Annotated in this window: 19 protein-coding genes; 8 read left to right on the top strand and 11 right to left on the bottom strand. The window is 48.1% G+C overall.

Going from position 1 to position 25,639, the window contains the following annotated elements; all coding sequences use genetic code 11:
• Window positions 1-103 precede the first annotated feature (103 nt).
• The 5 genes from lon (at window position 104) to FOC66_RS03970 (ending at window position 5,660) form a co-directional block, all read left to right on the top strand.
• Entirely contained in the window at window positions 104-2,563 is a 2,460-nt protein-coding gene (gene lon, locus FOC66_RS03990; RefSeq protein ID WP_003746886.1) for an endopeptidase La, read from the top strand.
• 185 nt (window positions 2,564-2,748) lie between these two features.
• Window positions 2,749-3,018 (top strand): HU family DNA-binding protein, encoded by a 270-nt coding sequence (locus FOC66_RS03985; protein WP_003683413.1) that lies wholly within the window; start codon window positions 2,749-2,751, stop codon window positions 3,016-3,018.
• Window positions 3,019-3,369: 351 nt separating this feature from the next.
• Window positions 3,370-3,639: a FeoA family protein gene (locus tag FOC66_RS03980; RefSeq protein WP_003746882.1), complete on the top strand. Its 270-nt coding sequence runs from the start codon at window positions 3,370-3,372 to the stop codon at window positions 3,637-3,639.
• Window positions 3,640-3,666: 27 nt separating this feature from the next.
• Window positions 3,667-5,535 carry a ferrous iron transporter B gene (feoB, locus tag FOC66_RS03975; RefSeq protein WP_003746880.1) on the top strand — a complete coding sequence of 623 codons (1,869 nt, stop codon included), beginning with the start codon at window positions 3,667-3,669 and terminating at the stop codon, window positions 5,533-5,535.
• Window positions 5,532-5,660 (top strand): FeoB-associated Cys-rich membrane protein, encoded by a 129-nt coding sequence (locus FOC66_RS03970; protein ID WP_003683546.1) that lies wholly within the window; start codon window positions 5,532-5,534, stop codon window positions 5,658-5,660. The genes feoB and FOC66_RS03970 overlap by 4 nt, the downstream gene beginning before the upstream one ends.
• A 141-nt stretch (window positions 5,661-5,801) precedes the next feature.
• On the opposite strand, the gene FOC66_RS03965 is transcribed toward FOC66_RS03970, so the two are convergent.
• From FOC66_RS03965 to yhbY, 8 genes are all read right to left on the bottom strand, one after another.
• Entirely contained in the window at window positions 5,802-6,371 is a 570-nt protein-coding gene (locus tag FOC66_RS03965; RefSeq protein WP_231288078.1) for a DUF1287 domain-containing protein, read from the bottom strand.
• A 304-nt stretch (window positions 6,372-6,675) separates the two neighbouring features.
• Complete coding sequence (mpl, locus tag FOC66_RS03960) at window positions 6,676-8,052, bottom strand: UDP-N-acetylmuramate:L-alanyl-gamma-D-glutamyl-meso-diaminopimelate ligase (protein ID WP_003746876.1); 1,377 nt, start codon at window positions 8,050-8,052, stop codon at window positions 6,676-6,678.
• A gap of 392 nt (window positions 8,053-8,444) precedes the next feature.
• On the bottom strand, window positions 8,445-8,783 hold the full coding sequence (locus FOC66_RS03955; RefSeq protein WP_003746874.1) for a P-II family nitrogen regulator: 339 nt from the start codon (window positions 8,781-8,783) through the stop codon (window positions 8,445-8,447).
• Between the two features lie 89 nt (window positions 8,784-8,872).
• The gene (gene lpdA / locus FOC66_RS03950; protein WP_003746873.1) at window positions 8,873-10,657 is read right to left on the bottom strand and encodes a dihydrolipoyl dehydrogenase; all 1,785 of its coding nucleotides are present in this window, start codon (window positions 10,655-10,657) and stop codon (window positions 8,873-8,875) included.
• Window positions 10,658-10,734: 77 nt separating this feature from the next.
• The gene (aceF, locus tag FOC66_RS03945; protein WP_003746871.1) at window positions 10,735-12,342 is read right to left on the bottom strand and encodes a dihydrolipoyllysine-residue acetyltransferase; all 1,608 of its coding nucleotides are present in this window, start codon (window positions 12,340-12,342) and stop codon (window positions 10,735-10,737) included.
• 144 nt (window positions 12,343-12,486) lie between these two features.
• A complete protein-coding gene (gene aceE, locus FOC66_RS03940; RefSeq protein ID WP_003746869.1) occupies window positions 12,487-15,150 on the bottom strand; it encodes a pyruvate dehydrogenase (acetyl-transferring), homodimeric type in 2,664 nt (887 codons plus the stop codon).
• A gap of 619 nt (window positions 15,151-15,769) precedes the next feature.
• Window positions 15,770-17,197 (bottom strand): tetratricopeptide repeat protein, encoded by a 1,428-nt coding sequence (locus FOC66_RS03935; RefSeq protein ID WP_003746867.1) that lies wholly within the window; start codon window positions 17,195-17,197, stop codon window positions 15,770-15,772.
• Window positions 17,198-17,420: 223 nt separating this feature from the next.
• On the bottom strand, window positions 17,421-17,708 hold the full coding sequence (gene yhbY, locus FOC66_RS03930; protein ID WP_003746863.1) for a ribosome assembly RNA-binding protein YhbY: 288 nt from the start codon (window positions 17,706-17,708) through the stop codon (window positions 17,421-17,423).
• 111 nt (window positions 17,709-17,819) lie between these two features.
• Here yhbY and FOC66_RS03925 point away from each other — a divergent pair, with 111 nt between their 5' ends.
• Window positions 17,820-18,440, top strand: a complete 621-nt coding sequence (locus FOC66_RS03925) for an RlmE family RNA methyltransferase (protein ID WP_003746862.1) — start codon at window positions 17,820-17,822, stop codon at window positions 18,438-18,440.
• A 70-nt stretch (window positions 18,441-18,510) separates the two neighbouring features.
• The gene (gene ftsH / locus FOC66_RS03920) at window positions 18,511-20,472 is read left to right on the top strand and encodes an ATP-dependent zinc metalloprotease FtsH (RefSeq protein ID WP_003746860.1); all 1,962 of its coding nucleotides are present in this window, start codon (window positions 18,511-18,513) and stop codon (window positions 20,470-20,472) included.
• 103 nt (window positions 20,473-20,575) lie between these two features.
• Here the strand turns inward: ftsH and tpx are convergent, their stop codons facing one another.
• From tpx to trpS, 3 genes are all read right to left on the bottom strand, one after another.
• Window positions 20,576-21,070, bottom strand: a complete 495-nt coding sequence (gene tpx, locus FOC66_RS03915; RefSeq protein WP_003746858.1) for a thiol peroxidase — start codon at window positions 21,068-21,070, stop codon at window positions 20,576-20,578.
• A gap of 43 nt (window positions 21,071-21,113) precedes the next feature.
• Window positions 21,114-21,653: a hypothetical protein gene (locus tag FOC66_RS03910; RefSeq protein WP_003746856.1), complete on the bottom strand. Its 540-nt coding sequence runs from the start codon at window positions 21,651-21,653 to the stop codon at window positions 21,114-21,116.
• A 79-nt stretch (window positions 21,654-21,732) separates the two neighbouring features.
• Window positions 21,733-22,743, bottom strand: a complete 1,011-nt coding sequence (gene trpS / locus FOC66_RS03905; RefSeq protein ID WP_003746855.1) for a tryptophan--tRNA ligase — start codon at window positions 22,741-22,743, stop codon at window positions 21,733-21,735.
• A gap of 259 nt (window positions 22,744-23,002) precedes the next feature.
• Here trpS and clpB point away from each other — a divergent pair, with 259 nt between their 5' ends.
• Window positions 23,003-25,576 carry an ATP-dependent chaperone ClpB gene (gene clpB, locus FOC66_RS03900; RefSeq protein ID WP_003746853.1) on the top strand — a complete coding sequence of 858 codons (2,574 nt, stop codon included), beginning with the start codon at window positions 23,003-23,005 and terminating at the stop codon, window positions 25,574-25,576.
• Window positions 25,577-25,639 lie beyond the last annotated feature (63 nt).

Genomic DNA, 25,639 nt, shown 5'->3' with positions numbered 1-25,639 from the left:
TTCGAAAATAGGTGCGGATAAGCTGTTTTCAAGTCTTGAAATGGAGCGCTTCAGCCCAATTTTGAGCTACATTCTGATTTAACAATGATTGAGATTATTAACTATGCCGACAAAAGACAAATATTTCGAGGAATACAGTGCGCTGGCTACTTTGCCTTTACGCGATGTCGTGGTGTATCCGCATATGGTATTGCCGCTGTTCGTCGGTCGTCCTAAATCGATTGCAGCCCTTGAGGCGGCAATGGCTAATGATGATCCGGTTTTCCTGTTGGCCCAGCTTGACCCTAATACAGAAGACCCTAAAGCTGAAGATTTGCACCAAACCGGTACGGTTGCCCAAGTTTTGCAGGTTTTGAAGCTGCCTGATGGCACCGTTAAAGTGTTAGTAGAAGGTATCCGTCGTGCGCGCGCGTTGATGGTTGACGAAACAGGCGGACTGTTTTTATCCCATGTTGAGGCGATTGATGAAAACAGCGACAAGGACAACCCCGAAATTGAAGCCTTGCGCCGTACCTTGCTGACTCAATTTGAGCAATATGCGAAATTGAACAAAAAAATCCCTGCCGAAGTCATCAGTACCATCAGCAGTATCGATGACAACAGCCGTCTTGCGGATACGATTGCCGCGCATTTACAGCTGAAGTTGGAGCAGCGTCAATATGTGCTGGAGACCGCCGGCATTGTCGAACGTTTGGAATTTCTGCTGGCTCAGTTGGAAGCCGAACTCGACATCATGCAGGTCGAGAAACGCATCCGTGGCCGTGTGAAACGTCAAATGGAAAAATCCCAACGCGAGTATTACTTGAATGAGCAAGTCAAAGCGATTCAGAAAGAGTTGGGCGAAGAGGACGAGCGCGGCGAGCTGGATGCGCTGGAAAACAAAATCAAAGAAGCAGGCATGAGCAAAGAGGCTGAAGAAAAATGTCTGTCTGAATTGAAAAAACTGAAAATGATGCCGCCGATGTCTGCGGAATCTACCGTCGTGCGCAACTATATCGATACTTTGCTTGAGTTGCCGTGGAAGAAAAAATCCCGTGTCAGCAAAGATATTGCCAAGGCTGATTTGATTTTGAATGCCGACCACTATGGTTTGGAAAAAGTCAAAGAGCGCATTTTGGAATATTTGGCTGTTCAAAAACGTATGGACAAGCTCAAAGGCCCGATTTTGTGTCTGGTGGGTCCTCCGGGGGTGGGTAAAACTTCCTTGGGTGAATCGATTGCCAAAGCCACAGGCCGCCAATATGTGCGTATGGCGTTGGGTGGTGTGCGTGATGAAAGCGAAATCCGTGGCCACCGCCGTACCTATATCGGCTCTATGCCGGGCAAAATCCTGCAAAACATGGCGAAAGCAGGTGTGAAAAACCCATTGTTCCTGCTTGATGAAATCGACAAGATGGGCAGCGATTTCCGCGGCGATCCGGCCAGTGCATTGCTTGAAGTGCTCGATCCTGAGCAAAACAACAAGTTCGCCGACCACTATGCCGAAGTCGATTATGATTTGAGCGATGTGATGTTTATTGCCACTTCAAACAGCTTGAATATCCCGACACCGCTGCTTGACCGTATGGAAATTATCCGTCTGTCCGGTTATACGGAAGATGAAAAAATCAATATCGCCATGCAATACCTTGTGCCGAAACAAATGAAGCGCAATGGTGTGAAAGAGGGCGAGTTGGTGGTTGATGAAAGTGCGGTGCGCGATATTATCCGTTACTACACCCGCGAGGCCGGCGTCCGCTCGTTGGATCGCGAAATTGCCAAAATCTGCCGCAAAGTAGTAATGCAGGTTACCTTGAATGAGGATAAGAAAAAAGCGTCCAAATCCAAAACAGCAAGCAAGGCCAAGCCTAAAGCAATTAAAGTTACTGAGAAAAATCTGCATGACTATCTAGGCGTGCGCCGTTTCGACTATGGCGTGGCCGAAAGCGAAAACCGCATCGGCCAGGTAACCGGTCTGGCTTGGACTGAAGTCGGTGGCGAGTTGTTGACTGTTGAGGCGGTTGCCTTGCCGGGCAAGGGTACGATTCAATGTACCGGCCAACTGGGCGATGTGATGAAAGAATCAGTATCGGCCGCATGGTCGGTTGTCCGTTCCCGTGCCGAATCAGTGGGTCTGGCTCCTGATTTTTACGAGAAGAAAGACATTCACGTCCATGTGCCGGAAGGTGCGACGCCGAAAGACGGTCCAAGCGCAGGTATTGCCATGACTTTGGCGATGGTTTCTGCCTTTACCAAAATTCCGGTGCGTGCGGATGTGGCGATGACCGGTGAAATCACTTTGCGTGGCGAAGTGTTGCCGATCGGCGGTTTGAAAGAAAAACTGCTGGCTGCTTTGCGCGGCGGCATCAAGCATGTATTGATTCCGAAAGACAACGTCAAAGATTTGGAAGAAATCCCTGAAAATGTCAAAACCGGTCTGACCATCCATCCGGTCAAATGGATTGATGAAGTGTTGGCTTTGGGTTTGGAAGCTCAGCCTGAGCAATGGGCGGCTGAATTGGCGGTTGACGAAACTCCGCAAACTTCTAAGACGAAGTCAAGAACAAAAGCAACTAAGCATTAAGTTGGCCGTCTGATGTTGCAAAAAATGTGGTTTTGCCCTGAATGCCCCAAAAATAGGGCAATTCCACATTTTTTACTTGACATGATAATTTCAGAATTGCTATAAAGTGCGTATGTGCTTTAAAAGTGCTTAAGACCCGAGTATTCGGGCATTTCATCATTTTTTACGATAGGAAGGGACTAATTGTGAATAAGTCTGAATTGATCGAAGCAATTGCTCAAGAAGCCGGCATTTCCAAATCTGCTGCGCAAAAAGCTTTGGATGCTACTACTAATGCCGTAACCAACGCGTTGAAAAACGGCGACACTGTTACTCTGGTCGGTTTCGGTACTTTCTACGTCGGCGAACGCGCCGAACGTCAAGGCCGCAACCCAAAAACTGGCGAGCCTTTGACTATTGCTGCTGCTAAAACTCCTAAATTCCGTGCCGGTAAAGCATTGAAAGACGCTCTGTAATTTAGAGTCTTTCCCTGAATGGGAATAAAAAACCGATTTGATTCGGTTTTTTATTTTGAAGGCCGTCTGAAACCTTTCAGACGGCCTTTAGTTTGTTGAGTGCATAAAAAGGCTGAAATCCTAATGATAAAAGGATTTTAGCCTTTTTAGTTTATCTTGTTACATTTGATTTTTATATTGATATACCTTATCATTAAGGGAAACAATAACAGTATTCAAAACAAACCGCACTTATCGAAAGAAGGGGCAAATAGCCATTCGTAAACAATCTTTCAAATGTGCTACACATTCATCATACTTCTCACGTTTTTTCAATAATCTATTTTTAAAACAAAAAGAAAAGAGAGACTTATGTCTGCTGTTCCTTTGTCGCGCCTGAAAAAAGGCGCAGTCGTACATATTGATTCCATTGCTCCCAATCCTGTTTTTGGTGATTTGGATACCTTGGTAACCCGTCGTCTTGCAGATTTGGGTTTTTCCAGCGGAATGCCGTTGCAAGTGATTGCAGTGGGTGGTTTTGGGAGAGGCCCGTTTGCGGTACGTTTGGGTAACCAATCTCAATTTTCCCTGCGTTCGGAAGAGGCCGGGAAGATTATGTGTCGTATCGTTGAGGCCGTTTAAGGCCGTCTGAAAGAATAAGGAAAAATGATGGAACTAAGCTATTTTGCCTTGATTGGCGCGCCAAACTGCGGCAAAACCGTTTTGTTCAACGGTTTGACCGGCTCACATGCCAAGGTTGCCAATTATCCGGGCGTAACTGTCGATAAGCGCGAGGGCGCCTTCCTCGACGACGAGGCCGTCCGCATTATCGACCTGCCGGGCACATACAGCCTACGCACGACCAGCCCCGACGAAGCGGTGGCGAAAGATGTAATGGTAGGCAAGATGGGCATTCCGCCCGATGCCATTATTGCCGTTGCCGACGCGACCAACCTGCGTATGACCCTGCGCATGATTTTGGAACTGAAAACGCTGGGACTGCCTATGGTGGTGTCGCTGAATTTGAGCGACGTGGCCCGCAAAAGGGGCTTGAATATCGACGCGGCCAAACTGAGCGAGTTGTTGGATGCACCTGTTTTGGAAACAGTTGCAGTGAGCGCGTCGGGTGTACAGGCTGTACGCGAAGCCGTGGCGAAGCTGCCGCGCAAACGCTCTTTCCCCGCAAACCCCGCCTCTGCCGAACGCACGCTCGATGCGCTGGATAGCGACAAACTTTATCAAGAAGTCGAATCGATTTTGGCACAAGTGGTACGCACCCAGATGACGCTGCCCGCATGGCACAAAAAACTCGACGACATCGTGCTGCACCCCGTCTGGGGCATGATTATGCTGCTGGTCATCCTGTTTATGGTGTTCCAAGCGGTTTACACATGGGCGGCGCCGATTATGGACGCCATCGAAGGTGGCTTTACCGCGCTGGGCGAATGGATAGGCGCCAACATGGAGCCGGGCATCCTCAGCGACTTGCTCGTCAACGGCGTCATTGCCGGTTTGGGCAGCGTGTTGGTGTTCCTGCCGCAGATTACGATTTTGTTTGCCTTTATCCTGCTATTGGAAGACTCAGGCTATCTGCCGCGTGCAGCCTTCCTGCTGGATAACATCATGGCAAAAAGCGGTTTGTCCGGCCGTTCGTTTATTCCCCTTTTGTCCAGCTTTGCCTGTGCCGTTCCTGCCGTGATGTCGGCGCGTACCATTAACGACCCGCGCGAACGCCTTGTTACCATCGCGGTTGCGCCGTTGCTGACTTGTTCCGCACGTTTGCCAGTGTATGCGCTGATTATCGCCGCTGTTATTCCTGACCGTACAGTGGGTGGGATTTTCAACCTGCAAGGCCTGACATTGTTTATTCTTTATATCGTAGGCATTCTGTCGGCTGCATTGGCAGCGTATATCATGAAACGCTTGGCGCGGATGAAAGGCAATGTGCAACAATTCCCACTTTTGATGGAATTGCCGACTTTCCGTACGCCTAACTTCAAACACATCATGACCAGCTTGTGGGATAGGGTAAAAGCCTTCCTGAAACGCGCGGGTACCATCATTTTTGCGTTGGCCGTGGTTCTGTGGGGCTTGGTAAGCTGGCCGCAACCGCCTGAAGGCGCAACCGGTGCCGCCATCGATTACAGCTTGGCAGGTACGCTTGGTCATGCTATTCAGCCGTTTTTTGCACCTTTGGGCTTTACTTGGGAAATGTGTATCGCCATGATTCCGGGTATTGCCGCGCGCGAAGTGGTCGTTGCCGCATTGGGTACCGTTTATGCCGTCAGCGCGTCGTCTGAAGATGCCGTACAAAACGCATTAATTCCCATCATACACAACAACTGGGGCTTGCCGACTGCCTTTGCCTTCTTGGCTTGGTATGTTTATGCGCCGATGTGTGCCGCGACTTTGGCCGTAATTAAACGCGAAACCAAATCCACGAAAAATATGCTTATGATTACAGGCTATTTGTTCCTGATGGCTTATTTTGCCGCATTCGTGGTTTATCAAATTTCTTCAAGGATCCTATCGTCATGACTCAATATATTATCGTCGGCTTGATTATGCTCGCCTGCGTATTCTTCCTCTTGCGAAAATTCGTGTTCAAACCGAAAAAACGCGACTGCAGCAGCGGCTGCGGTAAATGTGGCGGTTGTGGTTAAATAAAGAGGGTTAGATAAGTAAAAGGCCGTCTGAAACTGTTTCAGACGGCCTTTTTTGTATTTAATGCTATGTAAACTGATGAGGTATATTTGCTCTTTATCTTTTCAGATTAATAGGTACCTAGGATTTGGCGCTAAGGTTTATCGAACGGGAAGCCTGTAATGTCTGGTAATGGTGTAGCGGTAGAGGATGTCGTTCTCACGGGTTCCTGAACCGATATTATGAATAATCAAGGGCCTGTCGCCGATTTTTCGATCGGAGACGATGCCGATATGGGGACGGTTTCCTTTCAGTTCCCAAGTTACAATATCGCCAGCTTGATAGTTTGTATCTTGAACTGCCCAGCCTTGACGCGTGAAATAAGTCATTAGGTTGGGAACTCGGCGGTGGTCGATATTGGTATCTGGTTGCGTTAATCCCCAACGTTTCGGATAAACGGAGAAATTCTGACTCATGTCTTGATGAACAAGCGCTTGCAAATCAATATTTTGGTCACGCAAGGCACGGATAATGACATCTGTGCAAACGCCTTTCGATATCGGCACATCGCCCATCGGATAGGTGAGCTTAGTGTAAGCCGGGTCGTAATGAAGGGTCTTACCAATTTGGTTTCGCAGATTGTACGATTTGCGGCGATGGTTTGTCTGGTATGGTAATGGGTTGTAGGGAATCGGTGTCAATACTGGGAATAAATACGTGATTACGGACAAAAAATACAGCTGTTGTAATCAGAAAGATGGAAAATATAACGCTGAGAAATATAGGCTTGGCAGTTTTAAGTTTCATGATATACGCACGGTTTAGATGTTGTATGCATTATTTATCAGATTTTGGGGAAGGTTGGCAATGCTTAATCGAATAATAGTCTTGCGCGTATGTACGGATAAATGGTTTTATTATTGCCAAATCGTTTTTTGTAAGTACAGATTTTACTTAGTTCATGATAAAAGGCCGTCTGAAAACCAAGCTCCGGTTTTCAGACGGCCTCAATCATTCAAAACTTTCAATAAACCCTTATTTTAATGCTTCCAGCAGCTTTCCGTGTATTCCGCCGAAACCGCCGTTGCTCATGACTAAAATATGGTCGCCTGCCTCGGCATTTTTCACGATTTCGGCAACAAAGGCATTGAAGTCTTTGCCGACGTGCAGCTTGCCGCCCAAAGGCGCGAGGGCTTCGGCGACGTTCCAGTCCACGCCACCGGCGTAGCAGAACACTTGGTCGGCACCTTTGAGGCTTGCGGGCAGGGCGGCTTTCATGGTGCCGAGTTTCATGGTGTTGGAGCGCGGCTCGAGGACGGCGAGGATACGGGCATTACCGACACGTTGGCGCAGGCCTTCGATGGTGGTTTCGATGGCGGTCGGGTGGTGGGCAAAGTCGTCGTAAACGGTGATGCCGTTTACCGTGCCTTTAATTTCCATGCGGCGTTTGACGTTTTTAAACGCGCTCAAGGCTTCGCAGGCCGTCTGAATATCGACGCCGGCATGACGCGCGGCAGCGATAACGGCGAGGGCGTTCATGCGGTTGTGTTCGCCCATCAGTTCCCAAGCGACGTGTCCGACCGTTTCGCCATGATGGCATACGTCAAACGAGCCGTCGGCATGAACAGTGCCAACTCGCCAGCCTTGTTCGGTACCGAATTTTTCCACCGGCGTCCAGCAGCCTTTGTCCAAAGTTTCTTGCAGGCTTTGTTGCTGTCCGTTGCAGACGATGAGGCCTTCAGACGGCACGGTGCGTACCAAATGATGGAATTGGGTTTGAATGGCGCCCAAATCGGCAAAAATGTCGGCGTGGTCGAATTCTAAATTGTTCAAAATGGCGGTACGCGGACGGTAGTGTACGAATTTGGAACGTTTGTCGAAAAAGGCAGTATCGTATTCATCGGCTTCGATGACGAAAAACGGCGATTTGCTGTTCGGGTCTTGGCGCGGCGTTTGCGGCAGGCGGGCGGAAACGCTGAAGTTTTCCGGTACGCCGCCGATGAGGAAGCCCGGCGCAAGGCCGGCATATTCCAAGACCCATGCCAGCATGGAGGCTGTGGTCGTTTTGCCGTGTGTTCCGGCTACGCCGAGCACCCAGTGCTGGTGTAATACGTTTTCAGCCAGCCATTGTGGGCCGGAAGTATAAGGCAGGCCTTTGTTCAAAATGGCTTCAATCACATCCATGCCGCGTTTGGCAACATTACCGATAACGTAAATATCGGCTTTAAATTTATCCAATTGAGCGGCATCAAAGCCTTCGTGTACGTCTATGCCCAAGGCTTCAAGCTGGGTACTCATCGGCGGATACATCTTTGCGTCGCAACCGCTGACTTTAAAACCTGCTTCTTTGGCAATAGCCGCTACGCCGCCCATAAATGTGCCGCCGATACCGATAATGTGGATGTGTTTCATGATAAGACTGTCTTTGGATAAATTAATTTTAAAGCCGTCATTATAACGGAGTTTGGATAAAGGGGTCGTCTGAAAAGTTAGACAATAATAAGAATAGGAAAAAAATACGAGGGATTTGATTTTAAAAGGAGGGCGTTGAGGTTTTGATTGGGTAAGTATTACTTTGAAAAGAGCTATTTGATACGGTAAAGTCGTTCATGAAGTTCAGGTGAAGCATTGCCTTGAATTCTTCCATGCTTGATAGCGTGAGGTTTTCAGTAACAGATTTGCTTGGATAGACTTTAGAAAATGGGGGGTGTTATTCAATAATGCCGTCTGAAAAATAATTCCTGATTAAAACAAGTCATGACTTTTTTCAGACGACATTTGTATTCTGTATCTTGTGATTTCTATTAAAGCGCGGCATCCGAACGTTCGCCGGTTCGGATGCGGATGGCTTCTTCAACTGGATAAATGAAGATTTTACCGTCACCGATTTTGCCGGAATGTGCGGTTTCCAAAATGGCATCAACAGCCTGATCGACTTTGTCGTCAGCCAATACCAATTCGATTTTCACTTTGGGCAGGAAATCAACCGCGTATTCTGCGCCGCGATAAATTTCCGTATGACCTTTTTGGCGGCCGAAGCCTTTGACTTCGCTGACGGTCATGCCGGTAATGCCGATTTCGGTCAAGACTTCGCGTACATCGTCGAGTTTAAAAGGTTTGATAATGGCTTCGATTTTTTTCATATTAAATCTCCTTATTTGAGAAAAGGCCGTCTGAAACATTCAGACGGCCTTTGTTCCATTAAGTTCGTTCAAACTTTATTTGAGTGAACTTATTTCTTTTTCTGAGCCGGCAGGTCGGTACATACACCCAATGCTACTTCCGCAGCCATACCGATGGATTCGCCCAAGGTTGGGTGTGGGTGGATGGTTTTGCCGATGTCGGTTGCATCGCAACCCATTTCGATGGCCAAGCAGACTTCGCCGATCATATCGCCGCCGTTAGGACCAACGATACCGCCACCGATGATGCGGCCGGTTTCAGCATCAAAAATCAGCTTAGTGAAACCATTGTCGCAACCGTTGGCAATCGCACGGCCGGAAGCAGCCCATGGGAAGTTGGCTTTGGTGATTTTGCGACCGGAGGCTTTGGCAGACAACTCGGTTTCGCCCACCCATGCCACTTCAGGAGAAGTGTAGGCAACGCCCGGAATAACGCGCGCGTCAAAGTAGGCTTTGTGGCCGGCACAGTTTTCAGCGGCAACGTGGCCTTCGTGAACGGCTTTATGCGCCAACATCGGTTGACCGACGATGTCACCGATAGCGTAGATGTGCGGCACGTTGGTGCGCATTTGTTTGTCCACTTCGATGAAGCCGCGGTCAGTTACGGCAACACCGGCTTTTTCAGCGCTGATGAGTTTGCCGTTAGGCGCACGACCGGCAGCCACCAGTACGGCATCGTAACGTTGTGGTTCTTTAGGTGCATTTGCACCTTCGAAGGTAACGTAAACGCCGTCTTCTTTAGGCTCGACAGCAACGGTTTTGGTGTTGATCATGATGTTGTCAAAACGGTATTCGTTTTGTTTTTGCCATACTTTTACCAAGTCGCGGTCTGCGCCTTGCATCAGGCCGTCCATCATCTCAACGACGTCGAGGCGAGAACCCAGCGTGCTGTAAACTGTACCCATTTCGAGGCCGATGATACCGCCGCCGATGATCAGCAGTTTGCCCGGTACTTCTTTCAGGGCCAAAGCACCGCTGGAATCGATGATGCGTGGATCTTCAGGAATGAAAGGCAGTTTGGTTACGCGGCTGCCTGCTGCAATGATACAGTTTTTGAAGGCAACGATTTTTTTCTCGCCGGTAGGGGTCGCTTGCTCGTACACGTCGCCGGTAGTCAGCGACACTTCCAAGTGGTGCGGATCTAAGAATTGGCCGTCGCCTTGGATAACGTCTACTTTACGGCCTTTGGCCATACCTGCCAAACCGGTAGTCAGGCGAGAAACCACGCCGTCTTTGTAGGCGCGCAGCATGTCGATATCGAGTTCTGGTTCTGGGTATTTGATACCGTTCGCAGCCAAGTGACGTACTTCATCGATAACGGCAGCGTTGTGCAACAAGGCTTTGGAAGGGATACAGCCGACGTTCAAGCAAACGCCGCCCAAAGTTTTGTAACGCTCGACGATGGCAACTTTCAAGCCTTCATCGGCAGCGGCAAATGCAGCGGAATAACCGCCGGGGCCGCCACCCAATACGACTACGTCGTATTCGGCATCGGCAGAACCACCGAATTGTGCAGCTTGAGGAGCCGGAGCAGCAGCTTTAGGTGCTTCTTGTGCAGGAGCAGCAGGTGCTTCTGCTTTAGGAGCGGCAGCCGCGCCTTCGGCTTCAACGACTGCAATCAAGCCGCCTTCGGAGATTTTATCGCCGACTTTAACTTTAACTTCTTTAACGACACCTGCAACTTCGGCAGGTACGTCCATAGTCGCTTTATCGGTTTCCAAAGTAATCAGGGTATCGTCCACAGCAATGGTATCGCCTACATTTACTTCAACCGCAATAATATCTACATTTTCGTGACCGCCAATGTCGGGTACTTTTAATTCAACTAAGCTCATGTCTAATCTTTCTGAATGATGTTCGGACTTCTTTTTTCAGACGGCCTTTTTATTCAGGCCGTCTGAAAATGCTCGGATTACAGAGTAATGCGGCGGAAGTCTTTCAACAGGTTAGCCAGGAATACGGTAAAGCGCATACCGGCGGCACCGTCGATGACACGGTGGTCAAAGGACAGGCTCAACGGGCACATCAGGCGAGGAGCAAATTCTTTGCCGTTCCAAACCGGTTTGATTTGGGATTTGCACACGCCCAAGATAGCAACTTCAGGAGCATTCACGATTGGTGTGAAGCCTGTACCGCCGATACCGCCCAAGCTGGAAATGGTAAAGCATGCGCCTTGCATTTCTTGTGGCTTGAGCTTGCCTTCGCGGGCTTTTTTAGACAATTCGGTCAGCTCTTGGCTGATTTGTTTCAAGCCTTTTTGATCCACGTCTTTGATCACTGGAACAACCAAGCCGTTCGGCGTGTCTGCTGCGAAACCGATGTTGAAGTAGTTTTTCAGCACCAAGTTGTCACCATCCAGAGAGGCGTTGAATTCAGGGAAGGCTTTCAGCGCAGCAACAGAGGCTTTGATGATGAACGCCAATGGGGACAGTTTCACGCCTTCGCGTTCCCATTCTTTGTTCAGCTGTTTGCGGAATTCTTCCAATTCGGTCATGTCCGCTTCTTCGTGTACGGTAACGTGAGGAATCACAACCCAGTTGCGAGACAGGTTTTGACCGGAGATTTTCTTAATGCGTGACAGTTCTTTAACTTCGACGCTGCCGAATTTAGAGAAGTCAACTTTAGGCCATGGCAACAAGTCCAGACCGCCGCCCAAAGAAGCAGCGGTAGGTTTGCCTGCACCGCTTTGCATAACGGATTTAACGAAGGCTTTAACGTCTTCGCCCATGATACGGCCTTTCAGACCGGTACCTTTGACTTGGCCCAAATCTACGCCCAATTCGCGTGCCAGTTTGCGTGCGGAAGGACCTGCATGAGCTTTTGCAAATGCAGCTTCGTCGATTTTGGCAGCAGCAGGAGCAGCCGGTGCAGGCGCAGCGGCTGGTGCAGCAGGAGCCGGAGCGGCAGCTGGTGCAGGTGCGGCAGCTTGAGCGGCAGGAGCAGGAGCTGCTGCGGCAGACCCGGCAGTTTCTACTTCGATAATGGCGGAGCCTTCGGATACTTTGTCGCCAACTTTCAGGAATACGGCTTTAACCACACCGGCTTCGGTACATGGTACGTCCATAGTGGCTTTGTCGGTTTCCAACGTAATCAGGGTGTCGTCAACGGCAACAGTGTCACCAACTTTAATTTCAACGGCAATAACATCTACGTCAGAGTGGCCGCCGATATCAGGTACAACAACTTGTACGGTAGCACCACCGGCAGGAGCGGCTGCAGGCGCAGCAACTGGAGCAGCAGGAGCTTCTGCTGCAGGTGCCGGAGCAGCATCAGCAGCGGCAGTACCGGTTTCAACGGTCAGAATAACGCCGCCTTCAGAGATTTTATCGCCAACTTTAACTTTAACTTCTTTCACGACACCAGCTGCATCAGCAGGTACATCCATAGTGGCTTTGTCGGTTTCCAACGTAATCAGGGTGTCGTCAACGGCAATAGTGTCGCCTACTTTAACTTCTACGGCGATGATGTCGACGTTTTCATGACCGCCGATATCAGGGACTTTGATTTCTACGATACTCATTTGAGTTCCTTTAATATTTTCAGTTTGATGCCGTCTGAAAACTGTTGCACACGGCATCGGTACAGTTTGTTCAAACCATTCAAGCATTCGGTTTTCAGACGGCCTGATGTCTGAATGAAGCAAACAGGTCGTCTGAAACATCAATTAGCGTTTCCAGCTAGGAGCTGCATCGGCTTTGATACCATATTTTTCAATAGCTTGTTGAACGGTTTCTTTGCTGACTTTGCCTTGCTCAGCCAATGCGCTCAATGCAGCAACGGCAACGTTGTAGCGGTCAACTTCGAAGAAGCTGCGCAGGTTGGCACGGCTGTCGGAGCGACCGAAGCCGTCAGTACCCAAGACGTGGTAGTCGTTAGGGATGTAGGCACGGATGCGGTCAGCATAGCTGCGGATATAGTCGGTAGCGGCAATCACTGGGCCGTCATGACCTTGCAGTTGAGAAGTAACAAACGGTACTTTTGCAGTTTCCAAAGGATTCAGGCGGTTGAAACGTTCTGCCTCGATAGCGTCGCGATGCAACAGGTTGAAAGATGGGCAAGACCAAATGTCTGCTTCTACGCCGAAGTCGGCTTTCAACAATTCAGCACCGGCAATGACTTCTTGCAGGATGGTACCGGAACCCATCAATTGAACTTTCTTGTCGCCTTTGCTGCCGGCTTTCAGCAGGTACATACCTTTCAGGATGTCTTGTTCTACGCCTTCAGGCATGTCTGGATGGGTGTAGTTTTCATTCATCAGGGTGATGTAGTAGAACACGTCTTCGTGGTTAACATACATGCGGCGCAAGCCATCGTGTACGATAACGGCTACTTCGTATTGGAATGTCGGATCGTAAGAAACGCAGTTTGGAATCAAATCCGCTTGAACATGGCTGTGGCCGTCTTCGTGTTGCAAACCTTCGCCATTCAGTGTTGTACGGCCGGCAGTACCACCCAGCAGGAAACCGCGTGCATGCATATCGCCTGCTGCCCATGCCAAGTCGCCAACGCGTTGGAAACCGAACATAGAGTAGTAGATGTAGAAAGGAATCATGGCAAAGTCGTTGTTTGCGTAGCTGGTCGCAGCAGCAATCCAGTCAGCCATGGCACCTGGTTCGTTAATACCTTCTTGCAAGATTTGACCGTCAACAGACTCTTTATAGAACATCAGTTGGTCTTTATCTTGAGGAGTGTATTGTTGGCCTTTAGGGTTCCAAATACCGTATTGACGGAACATGCCTTCCATACCGAACGTACGGCTTTCATCTGGAACGATAGGCACCACGCGTTTGCCAATTTTTTTGTCTTTCAGCAAAGTAGACAGGATGCGAACGAAAGCCATGGTGGTTGAGAATTCACGGTCACCGCTGGATTTCAGTTGAGCATCAAATGCAGACAGTTCAGGCACTTCCAGAACTTCTGGGGTAGGTTTGCGTTGAGGCAGGTAGCCACCCAAAGCTTCACGGCGTGCATGCAGGTATTTGTATTCTTCGCTGTCGGGAGCAAAAGTCAGGTAAGGCAGGTCGCCGCTGTCGATTTGCTCGTCAGTTACAGGAATGTCAAAGCGGTCACGGAATTGTTTCAGAGACGCTTTGTCCATTTTTTTGGCTTGGTGGGCAACGTTTTGGCCTTCGCCGGATGCGCCCATGCCGTAACCTTTAATGGTTTTCGCCAAGATTACAGTAGGTTTGCCGTCGGCGTGGTTCACTGCGCGGTCGTAAGCGTTGTACACTTTTTGAGGGTCATGACCACCGCGGTTCAATGCCCAAATTTGTTCATCGGTCATATCGGCGACCAATGCTTTCAGTTCAGGCGTATTGAAGAAGTGTTCGCGAACGTATGCACCGTCTTTGGATTTGTAAGTTTGGTAGTCACCGTCCAGGCACTCTTCCATACGTTTGCGCAAGATGCCATCTTTGTCTTTTGCCAAGAGGCGGTCCCAACGACGACCCCAGATGACTTTCACAACATTCCAGCCGGCGCCGGCAAAGTTGCCTTCCAGCTCTTGAATGATTTTGCCGTTACCGCGTACTGGGCCGTCCAAACGTTGCAGGTTACAGTTGATAACGAATACCAAGTTGTCCAAGCCTTCGCGTGAAGCCAGAGCAATAGCACCTTGGCTTTCAGGTTCGTCCATTTCGCCGTCGCCACAGAATACCCATACTTTACGGCCTTTGGTTTTAGCCAGACCGCGAGATTCCAAGTATTTCAGGAAGCGTGCTTGGTAAATTGCCATCAATGGGCCAAGACCCATAGATACGGTTGGGAATTGCCAGAAGTCAGGCAACAGGTGAGGGTGAGGGTAAGAAGGCAGACCTTTGCCGTCAACTTCTTGACGGAAGTTGTTCAGCTGGTCTTCAGTCAGACGGCCTTCAACGAAAGCGCGTGCATAGATGCCAGGGGCTACGTGGCCTTGGAAGAATACCAAATCGCCTTCTTCGCCTTCGCCTTTAGCTTTCCAGAAGTGGTTGAAGCCGACTTCGTACATAGTGGCGGCTGATTGGAAAGATGCAATGTGTCCACCCAATTCCAAATCTTTTTTACCCGCGCGCAAAACGATAGCGGCAGCGTTCCAACGAACGAATGCACGGATGCGGTGTTCGATGTTTTGGTCGCCGGGGATGCCTTTTTCGTCTTCAACGGAAACAGTGTTCAAGTATGGAGTAGTGGTGCCGTGAGGCATACGGATGCCTTTGTCACGGCTGTATTTGACCAAACTTTCCAGCAGGTATTGGGCGCGCTCGCTGCCTTCATATTCTAAAACAGAGCTTAACGCGTCTAACCATTCTTTGGTTTCAATTGGGTCAACATCGTGTAATTGGGTGGACATAATATCTATCCTTGTGTTGAGTGTTTTTCAATGACGGAGTATTACTCCGATATTTTCGTTTGCGAACAAATGTGAGTTAAAAACGAAAATTCCTAGAGTCAAATTCGAAAAAGTTTTAATTACTGAAATATTTTCAATACGTTATAACCATTGATGAAAAATCAGAAAGAATTGAACTTTTTGCGAACCGGCTAACCTGCAAATGCTATCAGTAATTGGGCAAACTGGCAAATCATGCTGTAGATATTGATAGGATGTAGAGGTTGGAATTAGGATTTTTAAAAGAGTTATAGAGTTTGTTTTAAATCGAGATATTGAGTGGATACAGTAAAAAGTATCAGGTGTTTGAGTAAATAGATTCGAATACGAAAAACATTTTTAAAATTTTGTTGTAAATTGAAAGTTTGGATTGGGTTTAGGGTTTGAAAGGGAAAATTTAGATTATCTGATTCTTTACAAAGAGAGTAGGCCGTCTGAAGACTTTAAAGAGATTAAGAGGGAATGGGATTTGAAGATAACGATTATTGAGGAAGGGTAAATGAAAAAAATGACATGTACAGGCTGTTTAGTTTAGCTCTGACATGTCATTTATGTAGGAAGTTAGAATTTCAGACGGCCTTTAATCGGCAGAGCCTTTTTGAGCGAATTGCTTCCATTGAGCCAAAAGCTCTTTGAGAACATCTTGCTGTTCATGTCCATGTTGGATGGCTTCTTGCAGCCAGAAACAAGCATTATTGATGTCTTTTTCTACGCCCATACCGTGATAATACAGACAGGCAAGATTATATTGAGCCATCGTGTCTCTTTGTTTGGCTGCTGCTTCAAACCATTTTGCAGCTTGGGCATAGTCGACAGGTACACCTTGTCCACTGTAATACATCATGCCAAGATTGGTTTGGGATTTGCTGTGCCCACGTTCTGCGGATTGGTGGTATAGATCCAGTGCTTCAGCGTAATTCTGTTGGCGTTTTAAGCCATAGTGCGCTGCAAATGCCAGCTTGTATAGACGTTCAGCCTCCTGACGTTGGAGGGCGATTTCTTTCGTCAGCTCATAGTTTTGCTGGTTATTCAATGCGCTGTCAGACAGAAGTTTTTGGTAGGCGACAAGATTACCTAAATCAGCCGAGCGTTGATAATATTGACGCGCGGTGTCTGCATCAACTGCTCGTCCTAATCCGTAGCGATAGATATCACCTAAAAGGCGCAAGCCTTCCGGATCATTTTGATCCGCAGCAAATTTAGCGTGCAGATAGGCCTTTTGAGGGTCTCGCTCGGTGTTTTTGCCCAATAGATAGATTTCGGCAAGTGCTACATGCGCATTGCTGTCTCCTTGTTCTGCCGCTTTTTCAAACCATTCTAATGCCTCGGCAGGGTTTGATGCCGACAAGAGTTCTGCAAGAGAAGTTTGCGCCGGAACAATGTCGTAATTGGCGGCAATGCGTAAATGTTCGATTGCTTTTTCAGGATTTTGTGCGACACCTTGGCCCAATTTATATTGAAGACCAAGTTGCCAGTGTGCTGCAATAAACCCCTGTGCAGCAGATTGCTGGTAGAGCGTATGGGAATATTCTAAATCGGGGGTGCTTGAGTATTGGTAGTGTTGGGCTAAGAAATATTGCGCCTGAGGGTTTTGTTGCTCGGCAGCTTTCAATGCCCATTTGACTGCTTGCTGTTCATTGCCGCTATCTGCATATAAACGCATCAGGCGCAGCTGGGCCGGGACCAAGCCTTCTTCGGCAAGCTCTTGATAGGCTGAAATAAGCGTTTCTACTTCTGCGCCGTTATTTTCTTGTAATTGGAGAAGATTGTAGCGGGCATAGGGATGACCGGCTCTTGCCGCTTGTTTTAAATATTCAACTGCAATTGCCAAATCTTGTTCGTTTTCGTGGTTTTCAAACAGGCATCCTGCCAGCTGAAATGCAGCCTCGATATGTCCCGCCTCTGCTGCCTCGCAGAGCAATGGGATGGCTCGTGCAAAGTCAGGTGGATCTTGAGTGATTAATTTTTCTGCCAGCAGAAAAGATTCTTCATATTGTTGAGCATTCATCGGTTTGCTTTTATATTTTGTGAAGGATTAAGAATAAAATAATCGGCCGACAGGGTGCGGCCGTTATGATTTTGTAATTTTGGGGTTATTTACAAAAACAGGCAACCGTATTTGTATTTTTATGCTTAGAATAATGGAATAAATTGTTTTATGCTGCATAAATACAACAGAAGATAGAATAAAGTGGGTTGAGAAAATACTTCTGCTATTTATTCAGTTTAAATTATTCATCGTTAGGTTTTTTACGCCACAAAACAAGTAATTTACCAATATGTTGTACCAATTGAGCACCCAGTGTTTCACATAGTGCATCACAAATTTCAATACGTTCAGCACGATCATCACCAAAAACACGGACTTTAATCAATTCGTGTGCTGTCAATGCGGCATCGGTTTCTTTGATGACTGACTCGGTCAAGCCTTGTTGGCCAACCATAACGACAGGGTGGAGGTGGTGTGCTTGGGCTTTCAAGGCCAAAATTTCTTTGGTGCTTAATTTGTTGTCGCTCATATCAATAAGTATCCAATTAAAAAGAATAATGGCTATATTGTACGCGATTTAGAACATTTACGGGGGAAATAACGTACAATGCTGATTTTAACTTAAGCATTTCAAATCAAGATGGCTGTACGCTCAAAATCTTCAAAAGCATGGCTGCATGAGCACGTCAATGATCATTATGTCCATATGGCACAAAAGGACGGATATCGTGCCCGGGCGGCTTATAAATTATTGGAAATCAATCAAAAAGATAAATTAATCAAACCAGGTACGGTTTTGGCGGATTTGGGCAGTGCGCCGGGAAGTTGGTCACAGGTGGCAGCCAAGCTGGTCGGTAAAACAGGAGCGGTGTTTGCTTTGGATATTTTACCGATGGATGCGATTGATGGTGTGTCGTTTATTCAGGGCGATTTTCGGGAAGATGCTGTTTTGGAGCAGTTTGAAGCTTTGTTGGATAATCGCCCGTTAGACCTTGTAATCTGTGATATGGCACCCAATATGTCAGGCAATGCCGTAACAGACCAGGCACGCAGTTTTTACCTGTGTGAACTGGCTTTGGATTTTGCCTCGCAGCATTTGAAACCCGGAGGCAGTTTTTTGGTGAAGGTGTTTCAAGGCGCGGGCTATCAGGAATATACGGCGGCAATGAGCGAAATTTTTGCCAGTGTGCAAACTCGAAAGCCGGATGCTTCCCGCAATCGTTCCAGTGAGATTTACCTATTAGGCAAAAATAAACGCTGACAATGTAGGGTGGGTGCTTTAAAATTCTTTCCCTTGATTTTATTTATTTTGTAACCATGGAGCCTGTTCAGTGGGGAATACCATTAAAAACATATTAGTTTGGGTAGTGGGTGGTGCTATGCTTTTAGCAGCATTCAATGCACTCAGCGATAAGCAGGAAGATAAACAGCAAATCGAATATTCTCAATTTATTCAGCAAGTTAATAGTGGCGAAGTATCCAATGTCAATATTGAAGGATCTGTTGTCAGCGGCTATCTGATTAAAGGTGAGCGCACCGATAAAACTGCCTTCTATACCAATGCGCCTTTGGATGACAACTTGGTTAAAACACTGTTGGACAACAAAGTACGCGTCAAAGTGACTCCGGAAGAAAAACCAAGCATGCTGGCCAGTCTGTTTTACAGCCTGCTGCCTGTTTTGTTGTTGATTGGTGCATGGTTCTACTTCATGCGCATGCAAAGCGGCGGTGGCGGTAAAGGCGGCGCCTTCTCTTTTGGTAAAAGCCGTGCGCGTTTGTTGGATAAAGATTCCAATAAAGTGACTTTTGCCGATGTTGCCGGTTGTGATGAGGCAAAAGAAGAAGTACAAGAAATCGTGGATTACCTGAAATCGCCCAATCGCTACCAAAGTCTGGGTGGTCGTGTACCGCGCGGTATTTTGTTGGCAGGTAGCCCTGGTACGGGTAAAACATTGCTGGCTAAAGCGATTGCTGGTGAGGCCGGTGTGCCATTCTTCAGTATTTCAGGTTCTGATTTTGTAGAAATGTTTGTCGGTGTCGGTGCGAGCCGTGTCCGCGATATGTTCGAGCAGGCTAAGAAAAACGCGCCATGTATCATCTTTATCGATGAAATTGATGCGGTCGGCCGTCAGCGCGGTGCCGGTTTGGGTGGTGGCAATGATGAGCGTGAGCAAACATTGAACCAATTGTTGGTTGAAATGGATGGTTTTGAAAGCAACCAAACCGTTATTGTGATCGCAGCAACCAACCGTCCTGATGTACTTGACCCAGCGTTGCAGCGTCCGGGCCGTTTTGATCGTCAAGTCGTTGTTCCATTGCCTGATATCCGTGGCCGTGAGCAAATCTTGAAAGTACACGCTAAAAAAGTACCTTTGGATGCATCCGTAGATTTGACTTCTTTAGCACGAGGTACACCTGGTTTTTCAGGTGCGGATTTGGCAAACTTGGTCAATGAAGCAGCTTTGTTTGCCGGCCGTCGTAATAAAGTTAAAGTCGATCAAAGCGACTTTGAAGATGCGAAAGACAAAATCTACATGGGTCCGGAACGTCGTAGCATGGTAATGCACGAAGATGAAAAACGTGCGACAGCCTATCATGAGGCTGGCCATGCAATCGTAGCGGAAAGCCTGCCGTTTACCGATCCGGTTCACAAAGTAACGATTATGCCTCGTGGCCGTGCATTGGGTTTGACTTGGCAGCTGCCTGAGCGTGACCGCATCAGCATGTATAAAGACCAAATGCTGAGCCAGCTCTCAATCTTGTTTGGTGGTCGTATTGCTGAAGATATTTTTGTCGGCCGTATTTCTACCGGCGCATCTAACGACTTTGAGCGTGCAACTCAAATGGCTCGCGAGATGGTAACGCGTTATGGTATGAGCGACAAAATGGGTGTGATGGTTTATGCTGAGAACGAAGGTGAAGTATTCTTGGGTCGCAGCGTAACCCGTTCTCAAAATATTTCCGAGAAAACCCAACAAGATATCGATGCGGAAATCCGCCGTATTTTGGATGAGCAATACCAAGTGGCTTACAAAATCTTGGATGAAAATCGCGATAAGATGGAAACCATGTGCAAAGCACTGATGGATTGGGAAACCATCGATCGAGACCAAGTTTTGGAAATTATGGCCGGTAAACAACCTAGTCCACCTAAAGATTACAGCCACAATGTCCGTGATGACAAAGTAGAAGAGCCTGAAGCGCCTGTTGCTGAAGCTGTTGAATCTGTTGAGCAAAATGAGGTTCAAAATACTGAGTCAGTAGAAGCAGACAAAACAGATAAATCTGTATAAGGTTTGAAACAGAAAACGGTAGCTTTTAAGCTACCGTTTTTATTTTGAAGATAAGCTAAAGGCCGTCTGAAAATCTTCAGACGGCCTGATTTTATTTGGTTAATTACAAAACAGCCAAAGCTGCTTCATAGTCAGGCTCATTCGCAATTTCAGAAACCAACTCAGCGTGGAGAACTTGGTTTTGCTCATCTAAAACCACCACTGCCCGGGCAGTCAGGCCGCGTAATGGGCTTTCTGTCAGTGTAACACCGTAATCGTTAGAAAAGCTGCTGCGGAATGTAGAAAGTGTCACTACATTTTCCAAACCTTCTGCACCGCAGAAACGGGCTTGTGCAAACGGTAAATCTGCAGAAATACACAAAACGACGGTATTTTCTAACGAAGAGGCACGTTTGTTGAAAGTGCGGACGGACTGGGCGCATACGCCGGTGTCAATGCTGGGGAAAATATTCAGCACTTTGCGTTTGCCTGCAAAGTCAGCCAATGATTTCTCAGATAGGTCTGCTGCTACCAATGTGAAATCAGGTGCAACTTGACTGATGGCAGGCAAATTGCCGTTTGTAGAAATAGGAGAGCCTTGGAAAGTAACTTGGGCCATGATTCAGTCCTTGTATCAGGGGGAAAATAGTATAGGCAGGGTTTTAGTAATGACGGCGGCGGAAATAGAACATACCTTCGCTGTCAATTTCTAAAATATAGCGGCCGTTTTGGACGGCGGCATAACCGCTTTTGCCTTCGGTATAAGGCTGTAAAGCAGCGTGTGAAATCAGATAGTCGGTCAGTTTGCCGCCGTCTTGGGCAATATTGTCCACCATTTTTGCAAAGGCAGTGTGGCAGACGCCGTTGGCTGACCAGCCGGCTGAAACACCTTTTTCATTTTTTTCCATGCATTGGCCGCTGATGACTTCTAAGTCGTTAGGGTGCTTGCCAATCAGATTGATGACGCCGCCCTCTATGCCGTTAATCGGATAGGTGCGTTGTTTTTTACCTTCTTTGGTTTCGCCTTCTTGTGCTGTACCCAAATCCAAACCGGCTATGGCTTGTTCATCGATGTATTTGACTTTAAAGGTAGGTTTGGGGGCATTGCCTGAAGCAGCATCATTGGCGGCAGTATCTTCAGACTTGCCGCCGCAGGCAGCCAATAAAAGGCTGAGCAAGATAAGGGGGAAGGTTTTTTTCATATGAGAAACCCTGAAAAATAGTGATATTTTAAAATTTAGCGAGATGATGGCCGTCTGAAATTTTCAGACGGCCTTGCTATTATTTCAACGGACGAATACCTACTGCATCGCGGACTTTATCCAACAATTCGCGTGCTTCTTTACGCGCTTTTTGTGCGCCGGCCTGCAAAATATCTTCAATTTGAGAGGGTTTTGCTGTCAATTCATTGTAACGCTCACGCGGTTCTGCGAGTTCAGCATTGATTTTTGCGCCCAAGAGTTTCTTGGCTTCGCCCCAAGCAAGGCCTTCGGCCAGCATTTGTGTGAACTCGGCAGTTTCAGACGGCGTAGAGAAGGCTTTGTAGATTTCAAACAGAGGACTTTCATCAGGCTGTTTTGGTTCACCGGGCTCTTTCATGTTGGTGATGATTTTGTTGACCGATTTTTGGGTTTTCTTGTCGTTTTCCCAAAGCGGAATGGTATTGCCGTAGGATTTGGACATTTTACGTCCGTCCAGGCCGACTAAGAGTTCGACATTTTCATCGATTTTTACTTCGGGCAGGGTAAAGAGCTCTTGGAAGCGGTGGTTGAAGCGTCCGGCAATATCGCGCGCCATTTCGACATGTTGGATTTGGTCGCGACCGACTGGTACTTCATGGGCATTGAACATAAGGATGTCGGCAGTCATAAGGATAGGGTAGCTGTATAGGCCCATTTCCACGCCGTGATCCGGATCTTCCTGACCGTTTTCGGTATTTGCCTGTACTGCGGCTTTGTAAGCGTGAGCGCGGTTCATCAGACCTTTTGCGGTGATACAGGTCAGAATCCAGTTCAACTCCATCACTTCGGGAATATCGCTTTGACGGTAGAAAGTGGTCTGTTCCGGATTGAGTCCGCAGGCGAGCCATGTGGCGGCAACAGCTTGAGTAGATTGATGAATCATTTCCGGCTCATGACATTTGATGATGCCGTGATAGTCGGCCAAAAAGAGGAATGATTCGGTATTGGCATCCTGCGCCGCACGGATAGCCGGGCGGATGGCGCCGACGTAGTTGCCCAAGTGTGGAATACCTGTTGTGGTAACGCCTGTTAAAACTCGTTTTTTGCTCATGAAAGTATCCTTCGGCGCAAAGGCCGTCTGAAAATTAATATGTTGCCGATTATACCTGATTCTTCTTGATTTTTCAGACGGCCTTTTACGTATGGGTTAAATGGAAAAGAAAAGTTATACACATAAAATAATAAAAATTAATCATTATAAAACAACAATATAAATTAAATTTACTATTTAATGAAAAAATAACTCTTGAGTTATCCACATTTGCGCCTATATAGGCTTCAACGGAAATATATTTGTAGAGGAACGTTAAATGAGATTTGATAAATTGACTGCTAAATTTCAGCAAGCTCTGCAAGAAGGTCAAAGCCTGGCGTTGGCTGCGGACAGCAGCTATCTGGAAGCGGGCTTTGTGCTGAAAGCCCTGCTTGACGACCAAAACAGCGGAGCCGCCGCGCTCTTGGCTCATGCGGGCGTGAATGTGCCGCAGGTGAAACAGCGTTTGCAGCAGCATTTAAACAGCCTGCCGAAAGTGTCCGGCCAGGGCGGCGATATTCTGCCCAGCCGTGAATTGCAGGCGGTGTTGAACCTGATGGACAAAGCCGCAACCAAACGAGGCGATGCCTATATCGCCAGCGAACTTTTCCTGCTCGCCTTGGTGCAGCAGAACGATGCGACCGGCAAAATCTTGAAAGAAGCCGGCGCGACCGAACAAAACATCAATGCCGCGATTGACACGGTACGAGGAGGACAAAACGTGAACGATGCCAATGCTGAAGACCAACGCGATGCTCTGAAAAAATACACGCTCGACCTGACCCAGCGCGCCCGCGACGGCAAGCTTGACCCCGTTATCGGTCGCGACGACGAAATCCGCCGCGCGATTCAGGTATTGCAACGCCGCACCAAAAACAACCCCGTGCTGATTGGCGAACCGGGTGTGGGTAAAACCGCCATCGTCGAAGGCTTGGCGCAACGCATTGTCAACGGCGAAGTGCCTGAATCCTTGCGCAACAAACGCCTGCTGGTTTTGGATTTGGCGGCATTGATTGCCGGCGCGAAATACCGCGGCGAATTTGAAGAACGCTTGAAAGGCGTGTTGAATGATTTGGCGAAAGACGACGGTAACACCCTGATTTTCATCGACGAAATCCATACTTTGGTCGGCGCGGGTAAAACCGACGGCGCGATGGACGCAGGTAATATGTTGAAACCGGCTTTGGCACGCGGCGAACTGCACTGCATCGGCGCGACCACCTTGGACGAATACCGCCAATACATCGAAAAAGATGCGGCACTCGAACGCCGCTTCCAAAAAGTATTGGTCGGCGAGCCCAGCGTGGAAGACACAATCGCCATCCTGCGCGGTTTGCAGGAACGCTATGAAATCCACCACGGTATCGATATTACCGACCCTGCCATCGTTGCCGCAGCGGAATTGAGCGACCGCTACATCACCGACCGTTTCTTGCCCGATAAAGCGATTGATTTGATCGATGAAGCTGCCAGTCGCATCAAAATGGAGCTGGACAGCAAACCCGAGCAAATGGACAAACTCGACCGTCGCATCATCCAGCTCAAAATGGAAAAAATGCACGTTGCTAAAGAAAGCGACGAGGCCAGCAAAAAACGTTTGGAGTTGATAGACGAAGAAATCGACGGCCTGCAAAAAGAATACGCCGATCTGGACGAAATCTGGAAAGCCGAAAAAGCCGCATCTTCCAGCACCGCCGACATCAAGAAACAGATGGACGACATCAAAGTCAAAATCGAACAGGCCAAACGCCAAGGCGACTTTGCCCGCGCGTCCGAACTCGAATACGGCGAGTTGCCGAAATTGGGCGCACAGTTGCAAGCTGCGGAAAGCAATCCTGAGGGCAAAAAACAAAACAAACTCTTCCGCACTGAAGTCGGCGCGGACGAAGTGGCCGAAATCGTATCGCGTATGACCGGCATTCCTGTGTCCAAAATGATGGAAGGCGAACGCGACAAACTGCTGAAAATGGAAGAAGTATTGCACCGCCGTGTGGTTGGTCAAGACGAAGCCGTGCGCGCCGTCTCCGACGCCATCCGCCGCAGTCGCTCCGGCCTTGCCGATCCGAACAAACCCTACGGCAGCTTCTTGTTCCTAGGCCCGACTGGTGTGGGTAAAACCGAGTTGTGCAAAGCCTTGGCAGGCTTCCTGTTCGACAGCGAAGACCACCTCATCCGCATCGACATGTCCGAATACATGGAAAAACACGCCGTTGCCCGCTTAATCGGCGCGCCTCCGGGCTATGTCGGCTACGAAGAAGGCGGTTACCTGACCGAACAAGTCCGCCGCAAACCGTACAGCGTGATTCTTTTGGATGAAGTGGAAAAAGCCCATCCTGACGTGTTCAACATCTTGTTGCAAGTTTTGGATGATGGCCGTTTGACCGACGGACAAGGTCGTACAGTGGACTTTAAAAATACTGTTATCGTCATGACTTCCAATATCGGTAGCCAACATATCCAACAAATGGGTACTCAGGACTACGAAGCAGTAAAAGAAGTCGTGATGGAGGATGTGAAAGAACATTTCCGTCCTGAAATGATCAACCGTATTGACGAAGTCGTCGTGTTCCACGGTTTGGATCAGGCTAATATCCGCAGCATTGCGAAAATCCAGCTTAAAGGTTTGGAAAAACGTTTGGAAGCGCAACATCTGCATCTGAAAGTCGATGATGCCGCCTTGGATTTGATTGCCAAAGCTGGTTTCGACCCCGTGTACGGTGCCCGCCCGCTCAAACGCGCCATCCAGTCGGAAATCGAAAACCCGCTAGCCAAAGCCCTGCTCGAAGGCAAATATGCGCCCGATAGCACAATTCATGTTAAAGAAGAGAGTGGTAAACTCTTGTTTGCATAGGATTAAATTAATGTAGTATTTTGTTGTAACAGGCCGTCTGAAAGAATTCAGACGGCCTTTCTT

The sequence above is a fragment of the Neisseria mucosa genome (assembly GCF_013267835.1).
Classification (GTDB): domain Bacteria; phylum Pseudomonadota; class Gammaproteobacteria; order Burkholderiales; family Neisseriaceae; genus Neisseria.
This window is presented reverse-complemented; position numbering and strand designations above follow the sequence as displayed.